Source organism: Paracoccus sanguinis (assembly GCF_012689545.1).
Taxonomy (GTDB): Bacteria; Pseudomonadota; Alphaproteobacteria; order Rhodobacterales; family Rhodobacteraceae; genus Paracoccus; species Paracoccus panacisoli.
In genome coordinates this window covers 2,861,099-2,875,069 of sequence record NZ_CP051542.1, presented here as the reverse complement: position 1 = coordinate 2,875,069, position 13,971 = coordinate 2,861,099, and the positions used below count along the sequence as shown (strand labels likewise).

Genomic DNA, 13,971 nt, shown 5'->3' with positions numbered 1-13,971 from the left:
CCGCTGCCCCTCAGTTCCCCCGCACGAACCGCGCCGCCCCTTCGGCGGCCCGGATCATCGCCTTGGACTTGTGCACGCACTCCATGAATTCGGCCTCGGGGTCGCTGTCGTAGACGACCCCGCCGCCGGCCTGAACGTAGAGCGTCTCGTCCTTCACCACCCCGGTCCTGAGCGCGATGCACATGTCCATTTCGCCATTCGCCGCGAAATAGCCGATAGCGCCGCCGTAGATGCCGCGCTTCTCCGGCTCGAGCTCGTCGATGATCTCCATCGCCCGGACCTTCGGCGCGCCCGAGACGGTGCCCGCCGGCAGCCCCGCGAGCAGCGCCGACAGCGCGTCCTCGCCCTCGTTCAGCTCGCCCACCACGTTCGAGGCGATGTGCATGACGTGCGAATAGCGCTCGATGATGAACTCTTCGGTCGGCCGCACCGTGCCGATCCGCGCCACCCGCCCCACGTCGTTCCGGCCCAGGTCGAGCAGCATCAGGTGCTCGGCCAACTCCTTTTCGTCGGCGAGCAGGCTCGCCTCGTTGGCGCGGTCCTCTTCCGGCGTCGCCCCACGCGGGCGGGTGCCGGCGATAGGGCGGATGGTCACCTCGCCGTCGCGGACCCGCACGAGGATCTCAGGCGACGCACCGACGATCTGGAACCCCCCCATGTTGAGGAAGAACATGAACGGCGAGGGGTTGGTGCGCCGGAGCGAGCGGTAGAGCGCGAAGGGCGGCAGCGGAAAGTCGATGGCCCAACGCTGCGAGGGCACCACCTGGAAGATGTCGCCCGCGCGGATGTAGTCCTTGGCGGCCTCGACCGCGGCGACATAGCCCGCGCGGGTGAAGTTCGAGCGCGGCTCGCCCACCGCGCCCCCCTGCCCCAGCGCCCGCGGCTCGGCCGGCTGCAGGTCGAGCGAGCGCAGCGCCTCCATCACCCGCTCGGCGGCCTGGGCATAGGCGGCCCGCGCCGGCACCGCCGGGTCGTGCCAGGCCGGCGCGCAGAGCGTCACCTCGCCCTTCACCCCGTCCAGCACCGCGACCACCGAGGGCCGCATCAGCATCGCGTCCGGCACCCCCAGCGGGTCCGGGTTCACGTCCGGCAGATGCTCGACCAGCCGGATCATGTCGTAGCCGAGATAGCCGAAGAGCCCCGCCGCCACCGGCGGAATGCCCTCGGGCATCTCGATCCGGCTTTCCGCGATCAGCGCCCTGAGGCTCTCGAGCGGCGGGCGCGGGTCGTCCTCGAAGCTTTCGGCATAGCGGGCCTGCCGGTTGATCCGGGCGCGCCCGTCGCGGCAGTCCCACACGAGGTCCGGCTTCATGCCGACGATGGAATAGCGCCCCCGCACCTCGCCGCCGGTCACGCTTTCCAGCATGAAGGACAGCGGCTGCGCCTCGGCCAGCTTGAGCATCAGGCTCACCGGTGTGTCGAGATCGGCGGCCAGCCGGATCGTCACGAGCTGGTTCTGCCCCGCCGCCCAGCCCTGCGCGAAGGCGTCGAAATCTGGCGCGAGGTCCATCACTGGATCCGGGCGTTGGCCGCGGCGATGGCGGGCGTGTTGATCGTCACCCCCAGCGTCGTCTGCAGCGCGCGGGCATAGGCCTCGAACACGTCGCCCTGCAGCGACTCGCCCAGCCGGCGCGAGACGCCGTCGAGCACCGGCGCAGCCTCGACCGTGCCGAGGTCGGCCGGGTGCACCGCGTCGAGCCGGATCACGAACACCCGCCCGTCGGCCTCGACCACGCCGGTGTCGCCCGGCGCCTTGAGGCGGAAGGCGGCGGCGGTCACATCGCCCGGCACGCCCTCGATCCCGGTGTCGCGCTCGACCGCGGGGGCCGGGGTCAGCGTCACCGGCAGGCCCGGCGCGGCAGCGCCGTCGGCGGCCGGCGCCATGCTCAGCTGCATCTCTTCCTCTTGCGCCAGCGCCTTGAGCTGGCGCCGGGTCTCGGCCGCGGTCCAGTCGTCGAGCACCGCGGTGCGAACCTCGGCAAAGGGCCGCAGCGTCGGCGGCACCACCGCATCGAGCCGCAGCGCGAATACGCCGCCATCGTCGAGCGGGTAGATCTGCGGGAAGTCCTTGTCGGTCAGCTGGGCGGCGCGCTCGCGGAAGCTCTGATACGCAGCGATCCCGCCCGCCGGGGTGTCGGCGGAAAAGTCGATGCTCCCCACCTCCATCGGCGTGTCCTTGGCCAGATCCTCGAGCGTCGCGCCCCCGGCGATCAGGTCCTCGAGCTGCGCGGCCTGATCCTCGATCAGCCGCTTGGCGCGGTCGGCGGCGGCCTCGGCGCGCAGGTCGGCCTGGGCCTGCTCGAACGGGATGTTCACCGGCTCGAGGATGGCGTTCATCGAGATCAGCGCCGGGCCGAGCGCGGTCTCGACCGGTCCCACCACGCCCGGCTGGTCGAGCGCGAAGACCGCGGGCCCGGCGGCGCCCAGCGCCGCCTCGGTCATCTCGCCCAGGTCGATGTCGGAAAGCTGCAGGCCGCGCTCGGCCGCGAGCTGCTCGAAGTTCGCCTGCCCCGCGTCGAGCCGCGCCTTGGCGGCCGTGGCTGCGGCGGCATCGGGATAGACGAGCTGCTCGACCATCCGCCGCTCGGGCTGCTGAAACTCGGCGATGCGCTGCTGATAGATCTCGCGCAGCGCGGCCTCGTCGAGTTGCACGGTGTCGGCCAGCATCTCGGGCGTGAGCCAGGCATAAGTGATCTTGCGGACCTCGGGGGCGGTGAACTCGGCCGCATTGGCCTGGTGCCACGCCTCGAGCGTCGCCTCGTCCGGCTGGGTGACCGGGCTTTTCAGCTGCGCGGGCGTCAGCTCGGCCCAGGACAGGTCGCGGGTCTCGAGCAGCCAGCCTGCGGTCCGGTCGCGCAGCGTCACCGGCGCGCCCAGCCCGCCGATGGCGGCGCGCTGCAGGATCATCCGCGCCTCGTCCATCCGCACCTGCTCTTCGAACGCCGCCGGAGTCAGCCCCTCGCGGCGCAGCAGGTCGATGTAGCGGGCGTTGTCGAAGTTGCCGCCCTGCCCCTGGAACCCGGGCGCCTGCGTCAGCTGGCGCAGCACCGCCTCGTCGCCGACCGACAGGCCGACCCGCCGCGCCTCGTCCTCGAGCGCCGCGGCGGTGAAGAGCCGAGCCTGCACGGTCTGCGGCAGGCCCATGGTGCGCGCCTGTTCGGCGGTGATGTTCTGCCCGGTCCGGGCGGCGAAGTCCTGCATCTCGGACCGGATGCCGCGCAGGTAGTCGTCGGTGCCGATGTCGGTATCCCCGACCGAGCCGATGCTGCCCACCGCCCCGCCCGAGAAGTTGCGCACGCCGAAGCCGCCGAGGCCCAGCAGCAGCATCCCCAGCAGGATCCAGACGATGGTGGATTTGCCCTTGGTTCGCAAACTGGTCATTCGGTCGCCCCCGTGCCCCCGTGTTCCTGCCGGCCGCGTCCGTGGCGGCCCGACCCGGGACGCCCTGCGCCCGGCCCGGCGTGTTTAGGCGCAGCCCGCCGGGCCGGCAAGGCCGCTTGCCGGGGGCGCCACCGCGGCCAGCCGCCGCCCCAGCGCGGCGATGCCGTCGGCGTCGGCGTTGGCAAAGGCGATGCGGACGTGGCGCGGCCCGTCGGGGTCGCCCTCGGGCATGAACATCGTCCCCGGCAAGAGCAGCACCCCCGCCTCGGCCACCAGCCGCCGGGCGAGCGTGGCCGAGCTTTCCGCGAACGGGTGCTCGACCCAGGCGAAATAGGCGCCGCAGCCCTTGACCCGCCAGCCCGGCAGGCCGGCCATGACCTGCGCCATCGCGTCCCGGCGGCGCAGGATCTCGGCCCGCTCGCCGGCCAGCCAGTCGCGCAGATGCGCCATCCCCCAGACCGCGCCGATCTGGCCCAGCTGCCCGGGGCAGATCGCCACGGTGTCGAGGAACTTCTCGACCTCGACCAGCCGCGCGGGGCTGGCGACCAGCGCCCCGACCCGGTGCCCGGTCAGCCGGAACGCCTTGGAGAAGCTGTAGAGCTGGATCAGCGTGTCGTCCCAGTCCGGGTCGGCGAAGAGCCCGTGCGGGGCGCCCTCGCGCGAGTCGAAGTCGCGGTAGGTCTCGTCGACCACCAGCGCCAGCCCGTGCGCGCGGGCAAGGTCGCGGAAGCCCGCGAGCACCTCGGCCGGATACTCGGCACCCGAGGGGTTGTTGGGGCTGACCAGCACGATGGCGCGGGTCCGGGGCGAGATCAGCGCGGCCGCCGCCTCGGGGTCCGGCACCATCCCCTGCCCGCAGCCCAGCGGCACGGCGCGGACGCCCTGCATGTCGAGCCACATCTTGTGGTTGAAATACCACGGCACCGGGATGATGACCTCATCCCCCGGCCCGGCGAGCGTGGCGATGGCGGCGGAGAAGGCCTGGTTGCAGCCCTGGGTGATGGCGACGTTCCCGGCCTCAACCCGGCCGCCGTAGGCGCTGGACCATTCGGCGGCGACCGCCTCGCGCAGGTCGGTGTTGCCGAGGACGGGGCCGTAGAGATGCGCCGCGGCTTGGTTCAGCGCGGCCTCGGCGATGGCCGCGCGCAGCGCCTCGGGCGGGGGATCGACCGGGGCGGCCTGGCTCACGTTGATGAGCGGCCGGTCGGGCGGAAAGCTGACCCCTTCGAGCCAGCGCCGCGCCTCCATCACCGGGGGGCGGAAGGTGGCGGCGAGGGCGGGGTTCAGGGGCAGCATCAGTTCGAGGCTCCGGGCGCAGCGAGGGGGGCGAGGTCGGTCAGGTCGGGTCGGGCGGGGGTCTCGCCCGAGGGCCGGGCCAGCGTCGGCGCCTGCCGCGTGGTGGCGGACAGCGGCAGCGACGGGAGTGACAGGTCTGGTGCGGGGCGCGGCACGTCGCGCGGCGGCGGGACGGGGGCGGCGCCGGGCGTGGCGGGCGAGGTGAGCGGGCGCGGGTCGGTGACGTCGGGGCGCGCGGGCGTGTCCGCAGCGGTCGGGTCAGCCTGCGGGGCCGCATCGGGCGCCGGTGACGCGGCCGCGGGGGTCGGTGCGGTATCCGTCGCCGCGGCGGGGCGGTCGGTGGACGCGTCCGGCGCGCGGCTCTCTGTTGCGACGTCCGCAGGGGCACCCGGATCGGGCGAGGCGTCCCGCGCGACGGGCGCGGGCAGCGGCTCGGCCGGGGCGCTGCGCTCGGGCAGGCGGTCGAGGCTCGGGACCACGACCTGACCGGGCGGGGCGACCGGGATGGGCGCCTCGGCCCCCGGCGCGGCCACGGGTTCGGGCGCGAGCGGGGCGGGCGCCAGCGGCCGGGGCGCCGCCGGTGCGTCGGTTTCGGCCGGGGCGCCGGCGGGGTCGGTGTCGGGCGCGACCGGCGCCGCACCCCCGTCCGTCGTGGGCAGTCCCGGCGGCCCCGCGGGCATCGCGGGGGCCCGCTGCGCCTCGGGCGGGCGCGGGCTGTCGTCGCCCGCGCGGCGGAACTCGGAGCCGACCGGCGAGGGCAGTTGCTCGGCCGCAGGCCCGTCCGAGGCGGGCGCGCCGCCCGACGGCGACGTCTGCGTGTCCGTCACCTCCGCCGAAGTCCCCGGCGGGGTCGCCGGGTCCGTGGGTGCTGCCGAGACCGGCGTTGAGGGAGACGCAACAGGTGCGGTGCCGGTGTCGGTGGCAGGGCTCGTCGCGGCGACGTTACCCGATGACGCCGCGTCCTGGGTGACCGGACCGCGGTCCGTCTCGACCGCCTCACCCGCCACTGGACCCTGCGCCGTCTCGCGGGGCTCAGCCGCCCCCGCCGTGTCCACAGCATCGCCCGCAGCAGGCGCGCCCGCCGTCCCCGACCCACCGGCCTCGAGGCCGGCCGCAGGCACCGCCTCCCGTTCCACCGGCGGCAGGGCCAGCGACAGCGCCGCCAGCGTCGCGGCGCTCATCAGCGTGCCATGCGCGAGACCGCGAAAAAATCCCATCGTCCGCCCTTCGCCTGCCCTGTCCGTCCAGCCGGCCTGACCGCGGCCCGTCAACCGGACCCGTCGCCTGCCCCAAGCGCTTGGCGGACCGACCCCGCGCCCCGTACGGGGGGCAGGGTTGACCCTGTGCGCCGCTTGAGAGCATCTATAGCCCACCGCAATCCGCGGGCCACCCCCCTTCGCGGGGCGGCGACGCCCCGCCCCTGCCACGAGCCCGCCATGACCGCCCCGGCCCCAGAACAGGCCCCCGCACCGGCCTCCGCACCGGCCCCCTCACAGGCCTCATCATCGCCCCCATCATCGGCCCCGACCGTCCGCCGCCAGCCCCTCGCCGCGGCACCCGGCCCGGACGCCCGGCCGGACGGGATGGCGCCCCCGTCGATCCTGATGATCGACAATTACGACAGCTTCACCTGGAACCTCGTGCACTACCTCGGCGAGGCCGGCGCCGCGGTCGAGGTCATCCGCAACGACGCCCTGACCGTGGCCGAGGCGCTGGCCCGCCGCCCCGCCGGCATCCTGATCTCGCCCGGCCCCAAGGCCCCGGCGCAGGCCGGGATCATCGTCCCGCTGATCCGCGCCGCGGCCGACGCGGGCGTGCCGGTGATGGGCGTTTGCCTCGGCCACCAGGCCATCGGCGAGGCATTCGGCGGCCGCGTCGTCCGCGCCGCGCGGATCGTCCACGGCAAGGTCGACGCGATCAGCCACGACGGCACCGGCCTTTTCGCCGGCCTGCCCTCGCCGCTCAGGGCCACGCGCTATCACTCGCTGACGCTCGAGCCCGAGACCCTGCCCGAGGTGCTGCGCGTCACCGCGACGGCCGCCGACGGCACCATCATGGGCGTCGCGCACCGCACGCTGCCGGTCGAGGGGGTGCAGTTCCATCCCGAAAGCATCCGGTCCGAGCATGGCCACGCGATGATCGCCAACTGGCTGCGCCGCTGCGGCAACGGGGCCGGCGCGCCGCTCAAGGAGACTGCATGACCGAGACGACCGACATCCGCCCGCTGATCGGCCTCGCCGCGTCCCGCCCCCTGACGGGCGAGGAGGCCGAGGCGGCCTTTGGCGCGCTCTTCGACGGCAAGGCCACCCCGGCGCAGATCGGCGGGCTCTTGATGGCGATGCGGGTGCGCGGCGAGACGGTGGACGAGATCGCCGCCGCCGCTCGCGCCATGCGCGCCCGGATGCACCGGGTGCGGGCGCCCGAGGGGGCGATGGACATCGTCGGCACCGGCGGCGACGGCAAGGGCACGCTCAACATCTCGACTGCGACGGCCTTCGTGGTGGCGGGCGCGGGGGTTGCGGTCGCCAAGCACGGCAACCGCAACCTCAGCTCGAAATCCGGCAGCGCGGACGCGCTGACGCACCTCGGGCTCGACGTGATGGGCGGCCCGGCCAGGGCGCAGGAGGCGCTGGACGCGGCCGGCATCTGCTTCATGATGGCGCCGATGCACCACCCGGCGATGCGCCACGTCGGTCCCGCGCGGACCGAGCTCGGCACCCGGACGGTGTTCAACATCCTCGGGCCGCTGACCAACCCGGCCGGCGTGCGCCGCCAGCTCACCGGGGCGTTCTCGGCCGACTGGCTGCGCCCGATGGCCGAGACGCTGCGCGACCTCGGCTCGAACGCGGTCTGGCTGGTCCACGGCGGCGACGGCACCGACGAGCTGGCGATCTCGGCCCCTTCGCGGGTGGCGGCGCTCAGGGACGGCGCGGTGACCGAGTTCGAGGTGGCGCCCGAGGACGCGGGCCTGCCCGTCCACCCGTTCGAGGAGATCGTCGGCGGCACCCCGGCCGAGAATGCCGCGGCGCTCAAGGCGCTGCTCGACGGCGCGCCCGGTGCCTACCGCGACGCGGTGCTGCTCAACGCAGCAGCGGCACTGCTGGTCGCGGGCCGGGCCGCCGACCTGCGCGAGGGGGCCGCGATGGCGCGCGAGGCGATCGACTCGGGCGCCGCGCGCGACCGGCTGGCGCGCCTCGCCGCCGTCACCGGCGCGCCGCCGGCCGAGGGCTGAACCCATGACCCGCGCCGAGGTCAACGCGCTCTGCGCCGCGCACCCCGGCGCCGGGGTCAGCGAGCCCTTCGGCGAGGGCCACGAGGTCTGGAAGGTCTGCGGCAAGATCTTCGCCATCGTCGGGACATCGACCGGGGCGGTGTCGGTCAAGACCGACGGGATCGAGACCGCCGAGCTGCTGATCGAGGCCGGCGTCGCCACCCGCGCGCCCTATCTGCACCGGAGCTGGGTGGCCCTGCCGCTGCACGCCGACCCGGACGAGCTGCGCCACCGCATTGAGGCCAGCTATCGGCTGATCCGCGCGAGCCTGCCGCGGCGGGTGCAGGCCGACTTGCCACCGCTCTGACGATGCCCACCCCTCCCGCCGCCTGGGCCCACCTGCCCTTCTTCGCCGACACTTGGCCTGCGATCCGCGCCCGCCTCGCGGCCGCCCCCTACCTGCCCGGCCCCGACCGCCTCTTCGCCGCGCTCGAGGCGGTCGCCCCGGCCGACGTGCAGGTGGTGATCCTCGGGCAGGACCCCTACCCCACGCCGGGCCACGCCAACGGCCTCGCCTTTTCGGTCAATCCCGGCGTCCGCCCGCCACGCTCGCTGGCCAACATCTTCACCGAACTGGCCGCCGACATCGGACAGGCGCCGCCCTCGGGCGACCTCACCGGCTGGGCGCGCCAGGGGGTTCTGCTTCTGAATACCTCGCTCAGCGTCGCGCCGGGCGCGGCGGGCAGCCATGCGCGCTGGGGCTGGGGGGCGCTCGCGCGGCAGGCGGTGGCCGCGGCGCAGGCGGAACGACCGCTGGCGTTCGTCCTCTGGGGCGCCCACGCGCAGACGGCGCTGGCCGGCCTGCCGCGGCCCGTCGACCTGACGCTCGCCAGCGCCCACCCCTCGCCGCTTTCGGCACGACGCGGGTTCTTCGGCTCGCGTCCTTTCTCGCGCGTCAATGCCTGGCTCACCGCCCGCGGCGAGCCGGGAATCGACTGGTCCGCGGGCGCCTGACCGCCCTTCCGTCCCCCGCCCGGCGCGGCTAGGGTGCCGGCATGGACATTCTCGACCGCATCAAGACCTACAAGCTCGACGAAATCGCCGCCGCCCGCGCCGCCCGCCCGCTGGCCGAGGTCGAGGCCGCCGCCCGCGCCGCCCCCCCGGTGCGGGGCTTCGCCGCAGCACTCGACCGCGCCGCCGCGACCGGCCCGGCGCTGATCGCCGAGATCAAGAAGGCCAGTCCCTCCAAGGGCCTGATCCGCCCGGACTTCGACCCGCCCGCGCTCGCCCGCGCCTATGAGGCCGGGGGCGCCGCCTGCCTGTCGGTGCTGACCGACGCGCCGTCCTTCCAGGGGGCGCCCGAGTTCCTCACCGCCGCCCGCGCGGCCTGCACCCTGCCGGTGCTGCGCAAGGATTTCCTCTATGACCCCTATCAGGTCGCCGAGGCCCGCGCCTGGGGCGCCGACTGCATCCTGATCATCATGGCCTCGGTCGATGACACCCTGGCCGCCGAGCTCGAGGACGCCGCCCGGCACTGGGGCATCGACGCGCTGATCGAGGTCCACGACGCGCCTGAGATGGAGCGGGCGCTACGTCTGCGCTCGCCACTGATCGGGGTGAACAACCGCAATCTCAAGACCTTCCACGTCGATCTTGAGACGACGCTTCAACTCGCGCCGATGCTGCCATCCGACCGCCAGCTTGTCTGCGAAAGCGGCCTCTTCACCCACGCCGACCTCGCCCGGATGATGGACGCCGGCATCCGCCGCTTCCTCATCGGCGAAAGCCTGATGCGGCAGGACGACGTGACCGCCGCGACCCGCACCATCCTCGGGGGCGATGCATGACGCTCACCCATTTCGACGCCGCCGGACAGGCGCACATGGTCGACGTCTCGGGCAAGGCCCCCACCCAGCGCGAGGCGGTGGCCGAAGCGGCCGTGGTCATGGCCCCCGAGACGCTGGCGCTGGCCACCGGCGGCGCCGCCAAGGGCGACGTGCTGGGCGTCGCGCGCCTCGCCGGGATCATGGGCGCCAAGCGCACCGCCGAGCTGATCCCGCTCTGCCACCCCCTCCCGCTCGACAAGGTGGCGGTCGAGCTGGTGCCCGACCCCGCCCTGCCCGGCGTGCGGATCACCGCGACCGCCCGCACCACCGGCCGCACCGGCGTCGAGATGGAGGCGCTGACCGCCGCCACCGTCGCCGCGCTGACCGTCTATGACATGCTCAAGGCGGCGCAGAAGGACATGCGGATCGAGGGGGTGCGGCTGCTCTCGAAGACCGGCGGCAAGTCCGGCAGCTTCCACGCGCCCGACACCGGCCCCGGGGCCGCGCCGTGAGCCTGCTGACGGTCGAGGACGCGCTGGCGCTGGTACTGGGCCTCGCCCCCGCACCGCAGGCCGAGGACGTCGACCTCAGCGACGCCGGAGGCCGGGTGCTGCTTTCGGACGCTGTGGCGCGGATCACCCAGCCGCCGTTCGATTCCGCCGCGATGGACGGCTATGCCCTGCGCGCCGCCGACCTGCCCGGCCCGCTGCCGGTGGTGGGCGAGGCCGCCGCCGGGCGCGCCCTCGCCGCCCCGCTTGCCCCCGGCACCGCGGCGCGGATTTTCACCGGGGCGCCGGTGCCCGAGGGCGCCGACCTCGTGGTGATGCAGGAACACGCCCGGCGCGAGGGCGACCGCGTCACCATCGCCGCGGCGCCCGGCCACGACAACATCCGCCGCCGCGGCAGCGACTTCGCCGAGGGCGACCGCCTCGCCGCCGGGCGGCGGCTGTCGGCCGCCGACATCGGCCTGCTGGCCGCGATGAACGTGCCGCGCGTGACCGTCGGGCGCGCTCCGGTCGTCGCGGTCCTCGCCGGCGGCGACGAACTCGTGCGCCCGGGCGAGGCCCCCGGCCCCGGCCAGATCGTCAGCTCGAACGACCTCGCTATCGCGGCGCTGGTGGCGGCCGCGGGCGGCGTGCCCCGCATCCTGCCGCTGGCCCGCGACAGCGAGGCCTCACTGCGCGCAGGCTTTGCCGCGGCGGAGGGGTCGGACCTGCTGGTGACGATCGGCGGGGCCTCGGTGGGCGATCACGATCTGATCGGCCGCGTCGCCGCCGATCTGGGGATGGACCGCGCCTTCCACCGCATCGCCATGCGCCCCGGCAAGCCGCTGATGGCCGGCCGGCTGGGTGAGATGGCGCTGCTGGGCCTGCCCGGCAACCCGGTCTCGGCCATCGTCACCGCGATCCTGTTCCTGCAGCCGCTGGTGCGGCGGATGCAGGGCGACGCCACGCCCGCCCCGCCCCTGCGCCACGGCCGGCTGGGCCGCGCCCTGGGGCCCGAGGGCGACCGCCAGCACTACCTGCGCGCGACGCTTTCGGACGGTCCCGACGGGGTGATCGTGACGCCGTTCGCCGACCAGGATTCGGCGCGGCTGTCGCTCATGGCCGAGGCGCAGGCGCTGCTGGTCCGCGCCCCCGGCGATCCGGCCCGCGAGGCGGGCGCGCCGGTCGCCTATATTCCGCTGCCGCGTTAACCGATCCTTCATGCGAATCGGCTTATCCGTTGACCTGAAAGGTGAACGGGTCTAGAACATTGGATGAACACGGCAGCCGAATGCGGGGGACGGGCCGACCATGCTGACGAGAAAACAGATCGAGCTGCTCGACTTCATCCAGACGCGGATGGCCCGCGACGGCGTGCCGCCGTCGTTCGATGAAATGAAACTGGCGCTGGACCTGCGCTCGAAATCGGGGATCCACCGGCTCGTGACTGCCCTCGAGGAACGCGGCTTCATCCGCCGCCTGCCCCATCGCGCCCGCGCGCTGGAAATCGTCCGCCTGCCCGACGCGCTGCTGCGCGACGAGGGTGAGGGGGCCGAGGGCGCCACGCCCGGCTTTGCCCCGCGGGTGATCGACGGCGACCGCCGCGCGAGCGTCGGCCGCCCGCGCGGGGCCATGGACATCGTCGATAGCCCTGCGGTCGAGTTGCCGGTGATGGGCCGCATCGCCGCCGGTGTCCCGATCGAGGCGATCTCGGAAGTCTCGCACCACATCGCCGTGCCCGGCTCGATGCTGACCGGGCGCGAACATCACTACGCGCTCGAGGTCCGCGGCGATTCGATGATCGAGGCGGGGATCAACGACGGCGACGTGGTGGTGATCCGCGAGCAGGACACGGCCGAGAACGGCGACATCGTCGTGGCGCTGGTCGAGGGTGCCGAGGCAACGCTCAAGCGCTATCGCCGCAAGGGCGGGATGATCGCGCTCGAGGCGGCCAACCCGGCCTACGAGACCCGGATGCTGCCCGAGGACAAGGTGAAGGTGCAGGGCCGGCTGGTGGGATTGATCCGCAGCTATTGAGGCGGAATCCGTTGCCAGGACGCGGCTGTTTGTACGCAGGCCCTCCCACACCGAAGGGCACGCGGGACGTCAGGCTAGCTAGATAGCGCCGACAGCCTCCCGCGTTCCCGACCGCCTTCCCATTTGAAAGTTCGGCTCCCGCTTGGTCTGCCTGCCCAACCGCCTCAACGGAGCGGCGGCGAGCCGCGATCGGGAGAGATGCCGCTCAGCTCGAGGAACTCAGGCGGTGCCCGGCCCAGCAGCTCCTCGGCCAGATCGCGGCCCATCGCCACGCCATCGGCGGACGAGCCCTCCCGTGTGCCGGTGATCGAGATCGACCCGTCCGGCAGCAGGATCTCGCCCCGCAGCATCAGCCGGTCGCCGTCGAGTTCGGCAAGCCCCGCGATGGGGGTCTCGCACGATCCGTCGAGCCGGCGCAGAAAGGCGCGCTCGGCCTCGACCCGCAGCGTCGTCGACTGGTCCGAGATCGCCGCCAGCAGCGCACCGGCCCGTGTATCGTCCGCCCGCCGCTCGACGCCGATGGCGCCCTGCGCCACGGCGGGCAGCATCTCCTCGGGCGAGATGCGGCTTTTCACCACATCCAGCATTCCCAGCCGGGTCAGCCCCGCCATGGCGAGAAACGTCGCCTCGGCCACCCCTTCCGCAAGCTTGCGCATCCGCGTCTGGACGTTGCCCCGGAACTCGACCAACGTCAGGTCGGGCCGCCGATGCGCCAGCTGCGCCCGCCGCCGGAGGCTCGACGATCCGACGACCGTTCCGGCCGGCAGCGCCGAAATCGAGTCCCACCGCGCGCTCACGAATGCGTCGCGCACATCCTCACGCGGCAGATAGCAGTCGATCACCAGCCCGTCCGGCTGCAGCACCGGCATGTCCTTCATCGAGTGCACCGCAATGTCGATCCGCGCGTCGAGCAGCGCGTCCTCGATCTCGCGGGTGAACAGCCCCTTGCCCCCGATCTCGCGCAGCGGCCGGTCGAGCACCCTGTCGCCGGTCGTCTTGATGACAACGATTTGAAAGGCGTTCTCGGGCAATCCATGCGCCGCGGCCAGCCGGTCACGCGTCTCATGGGCCTGCGCCAGCGCAAGCGCCGAGCCGCGGGTGCCGATCCTCAACGGCGCATCGGGGGTGGGATGGTCGATCATGGCCGCGGGTTACCCTCGCCCGGCGCGGTTGACAACCGCTGAGGTGCGGCGCGGGCGACGTGAGGGGAAACGGTAATCCGCGAGCGTTGCCTTAAGCCTCCTCACAACCCTTACTCGGGTTCAGTGATCCCGCGGCGGCGTTGAATTCTTGCTTTGGCGTCGATTGGTTTTCAGGTGCAGCTGCTCCCTTCGGTGCCACTCACTTTCCAAGCGTGCAACCCTGTTCGTGACGCGGGTAGGGAGCAAACAATCCGCTCAAGCGGAGCCTAAGAAGCCCATCTAAAATGTTCGCTGACCACGCTGTGTGACAAGATATGCGCGACGTACTGACGACCAGTTTTAGTCGTTGGGTTGGCCGCGGCGATTCAACGCGCGCGATGAACCTTTGGCTCCTATGCCAGCACACTGCCGAACGGCGGATTGTAGACTGCAGCGAGCCTCGGAAGCTCACTGCATATGAAACGATGTCATTCGCTAGCCGCGGGCGGTGCGCAGATACTGCGGCGGTGACGGCATCCCCCAGCGGGCGAGCGCCAGCGCCAGCCCCCATCCGCCGCGCGGCGAATGATCGGGGCGCGCTGGTCGGGGTAAAA

General features: G+C 73.3%; 13 protein-coding genes. 8 read left to right on the top strand and 5 right to left on the bottom strand.

Features of this window, described 5'->3' with window-relative positions; genetic code table 11:
- Positions 1 to 10: 10 nt before the first annotated feature.
- The 4 genes from trpE to HGN31_RS13725 form a co-directional block, all read right to left on the bottom strand.
- A complete protein-coding gene (trpE, locus tag HGN31_RS13740) occupies positions 11 to 1,510 on the bottom strand; it encodes an anthranilate synthase component I (protein ID WP_168783569.1) in 1,500 nt (499 codons plus the stop codon).
- On the bottom strand, positions 1,510 to 3,381 hold the full coding sequence (locus HGN31_RS13735) for a peptidylprolyl isomerase (RefSeq protein ID WP_244961039.1): 1,872 nt from the start codon (positions 3,379 to 3,381) through the stop codon (positions 1,510 to 1,512). The genes trpE and HGN31_RS13735 overlap by 1 nt, the downstream gene beginning before the upstream one ends.
- 84 nt (positions 3,382 to 3,465) lie before the next feature.
- On the bottom strand, positions 3,466 to 4,680 hold the full coding sequence (locus HGN31_RS13730) for an aminotransferase (protein WP_168783953.1): 1,215 nt from the start codon (positions 4,678 to 4,680) through the stop codon (positions 3,466 to 3,468).
- The gene (locus tag HGN31_RS13725) at positions 4,677 to 5,894 is read right to left on the bottom strand and encodes a hypothetical protein (RefSeq protein WP_168783568.1); all 1,218 of its coding nucleotides are present in this window, start codon (positions 5,892 to 5,894) and stop codon (positions 4,677 to 4,679) included. The genes HGN31_RS13730 and HGN31_RS13725 overlap by 4 nt, the downstream gene beginning before the upstream one ends.
- A gap of 366 nt (positions 5,895 to 6,260) precedes the next feature.
- Between HGN31_RS13725 and HGN31_RS13720 the strand changes: the two genes are divergently transcribed.
- The 8 genes from HGN31_RS13720 (at position 6,261) to lexA (ending at position 12,236) form a co-directional block, all read left to right on the top strand.
- On the top strand, positions 6,261 to 6,878 hold the full coding sequence (locus tag HGN31_RS13720) for an anthranilate synthase component II (protein WP_168783567.1): 618 nt from the start codon (positions 6,261 to 6,263) through the stop codon (positions 6,876 to 6,878).
- Positions 6,875 to 7,909, top strand: coding sequence for an anthranilate phosphoribosyltransferase (gene trpD, locus HGN31_RS13715; protein ID WP_168783566.1), 1,035 nt, complete (start codon positions 6,875 to 6,877; stop codon positions 7,907 to 7,909). Before HGN31_RS13720 ends, trpD begins: the two co-directional genes overlap by 4 nt.
- Before the next feature lie 4 nt (positions 7,910 to 7,913).
- On the top strand, positions 7,914 to 8,255 hold the full coding sequence (locus tag HGN31_RS13710) for an MmcQ/YjbR family DNA-binding protein (RefSeq protein ID WP_168783565.1): 342 nt from the start codon (positions 7,914 to 7,916) through the stop codon (positions 8,253 to 8,255).
- Between the two features lie 2 nt (positions 8,256 to 8,257).
- Positions 8,258 to 8,902, top strand: a complete 645-nt coding sequence (locus HGN31_RS13705; RefSeq protein WP_168783564.1) for a uracil-DNA glycosylase — start codon at positions 8,258 to 8,260, stop codon at positions 8,900 to 8,902.
- Between the two features lie 41 nt (positions 8,903 to 8,943).
- Positions 8,944 to 9,735: an indole-3-glycerol phosphate synthase TrpC gene (gene trpC, locus HGN31_RS13700; protein ID WP_036736117.1), complete on the top strand. Its 792-nt coding sequence runs from the start codon at positions 8,944 to 8,946 to the stop codon at positions 9,733 to 9,735.
- A complete protein-coding gene (gene moaC, locus HGN31_RS13695; protein ID WP_168783563.1) occupies positions 9,732 to 10,226 on the top strand; it encodes a cyclic pyranopterin monophosphate synthase MoaC in 495 nt (164 codons plus the stop codon). The genes trpC and moaC overlap by 4 nt, the downstream gene beginning before the upstream one ends.
- Positions 10,223 to 11,410: a molybdopterin molybdotransferase MoeA gene (locus HGN31_RS13690; protein ID WP_342355774.1), complete on the top strand. Its 1,188-nt coding sequence runs from the start codon at positions 10,223 to 10,225 to the stop codon at positions 11,408 to 11,410. Before moaC ends, HGN31_RS13690 begins: the two co-directional genes overlap by 4 nt.
- A gap of 100 nt (positions 11,411 to 11,510) precedes the next feature.
- Complete coding sequence (gene lexA / locus HGN31_RS13685; RefSeq protein ID WP_168783562.1) at positions 11,511 to 12,236, top strand: transcriptional repressor LexA; 726 nt, start codon at positions 11,511 to 11,513, stop codon at positions 12,234 to 12,236.
- Between the two features lie 164 nt (positions 12,237 to 12,400).
- Here the strand turns inward: lexA and hemC are convergent, their stop codons facing one another.
- A complete protein-coding gene (gene hemC / locus HGN31_RS13680; RefSeq protein ID WP_168783561.1) occupies positions 12,401 to 13,378 on the bottom strand; it encodes a hydroxymethylbilane synthase in 978 nt (325 codons plus the stop codon).
- Positions 13,379 to 13,971: the final 593 nt, after the last annotated feature.

Excerpts from the sequence above, each read along its gene's own strand:
- trpE (WP_168783569.1), bottom strand. The coding sequence starts at position 1,510 with ATGGACCTCGCGCCAGATTTCGACGCCTTCGCGCAGGGCTGGGCGGCG.
- HGN31_RS13735 (WP_244961039.1), bottom strand. The coding sequence starts at position 3,381 with ATGACCAGTTTGCGAACCAAGGGCAAATCCACCATCGTCTGGATCCTG.
- HGN31_RS13725 (WP_168783568.1), bottom strand. The coding sequence starts at position 5,894 with ATGGGATTTTTTCGCGGTCTCGCGCATGGCACGCTGATGAGCGCCGCG.
- HGN31_RS13720 (WP_168783567.1), top strand. The coding sequence starts at position 6,261 with ATGGCGCCCCCGTCGATCCTGATGATCGACAATTACGACAGCTTCACC.
- trpD (WP_168783566.1), top strand. The coding sequence starts at position 6,875 with ATGACCGAGACGACCGACATCCGCCCGCTGATCGGCCTCGCCGCGTCC.
- HGN31_RS13710 (WP_168783565.1), top strand. The coding sequence starts at position 7,914 with ATGACCCGCGCCGAGGTCAACGCGCTCTGCGCCGCGCACCCCGGCGCC.
- HGN31_RS13705 (WP_168783564.1), top strand. The coding sequence starts at position 8,258 with ATGCCCACCCCTCCCGCCGCCTGGGCCCACCTGCCCTTCTTCGCCGAC.
- trpC (WP_036736117.1), top strand. The coding sequence starts at position 8,944 with ATGGACATTCTCGACCGCATCAAGACCTACAAGCTCGACGAAATCGCC.
- moaC (WP_168783563.1), top strand. The coding sequence starts at position 9,732 with ATGACGCTCACCCATTTCGACGCCGCCGGACAGGCGCACATGGTCGAC.
- lexA (WP_168783562.1), top strand. The coding sequence starts at position 11,511 with ATGCTGACGAGAAAACAGATCGAGCTGCTCGACTTCATCCAGACGCGG.
- hemC (WP_168783561.1), bottom strand. The coding sequence starts at position 13,378 with ATGATCGACCATCCCACCCCCGATGCGCCGTTGAGGATCGGCACCCGC.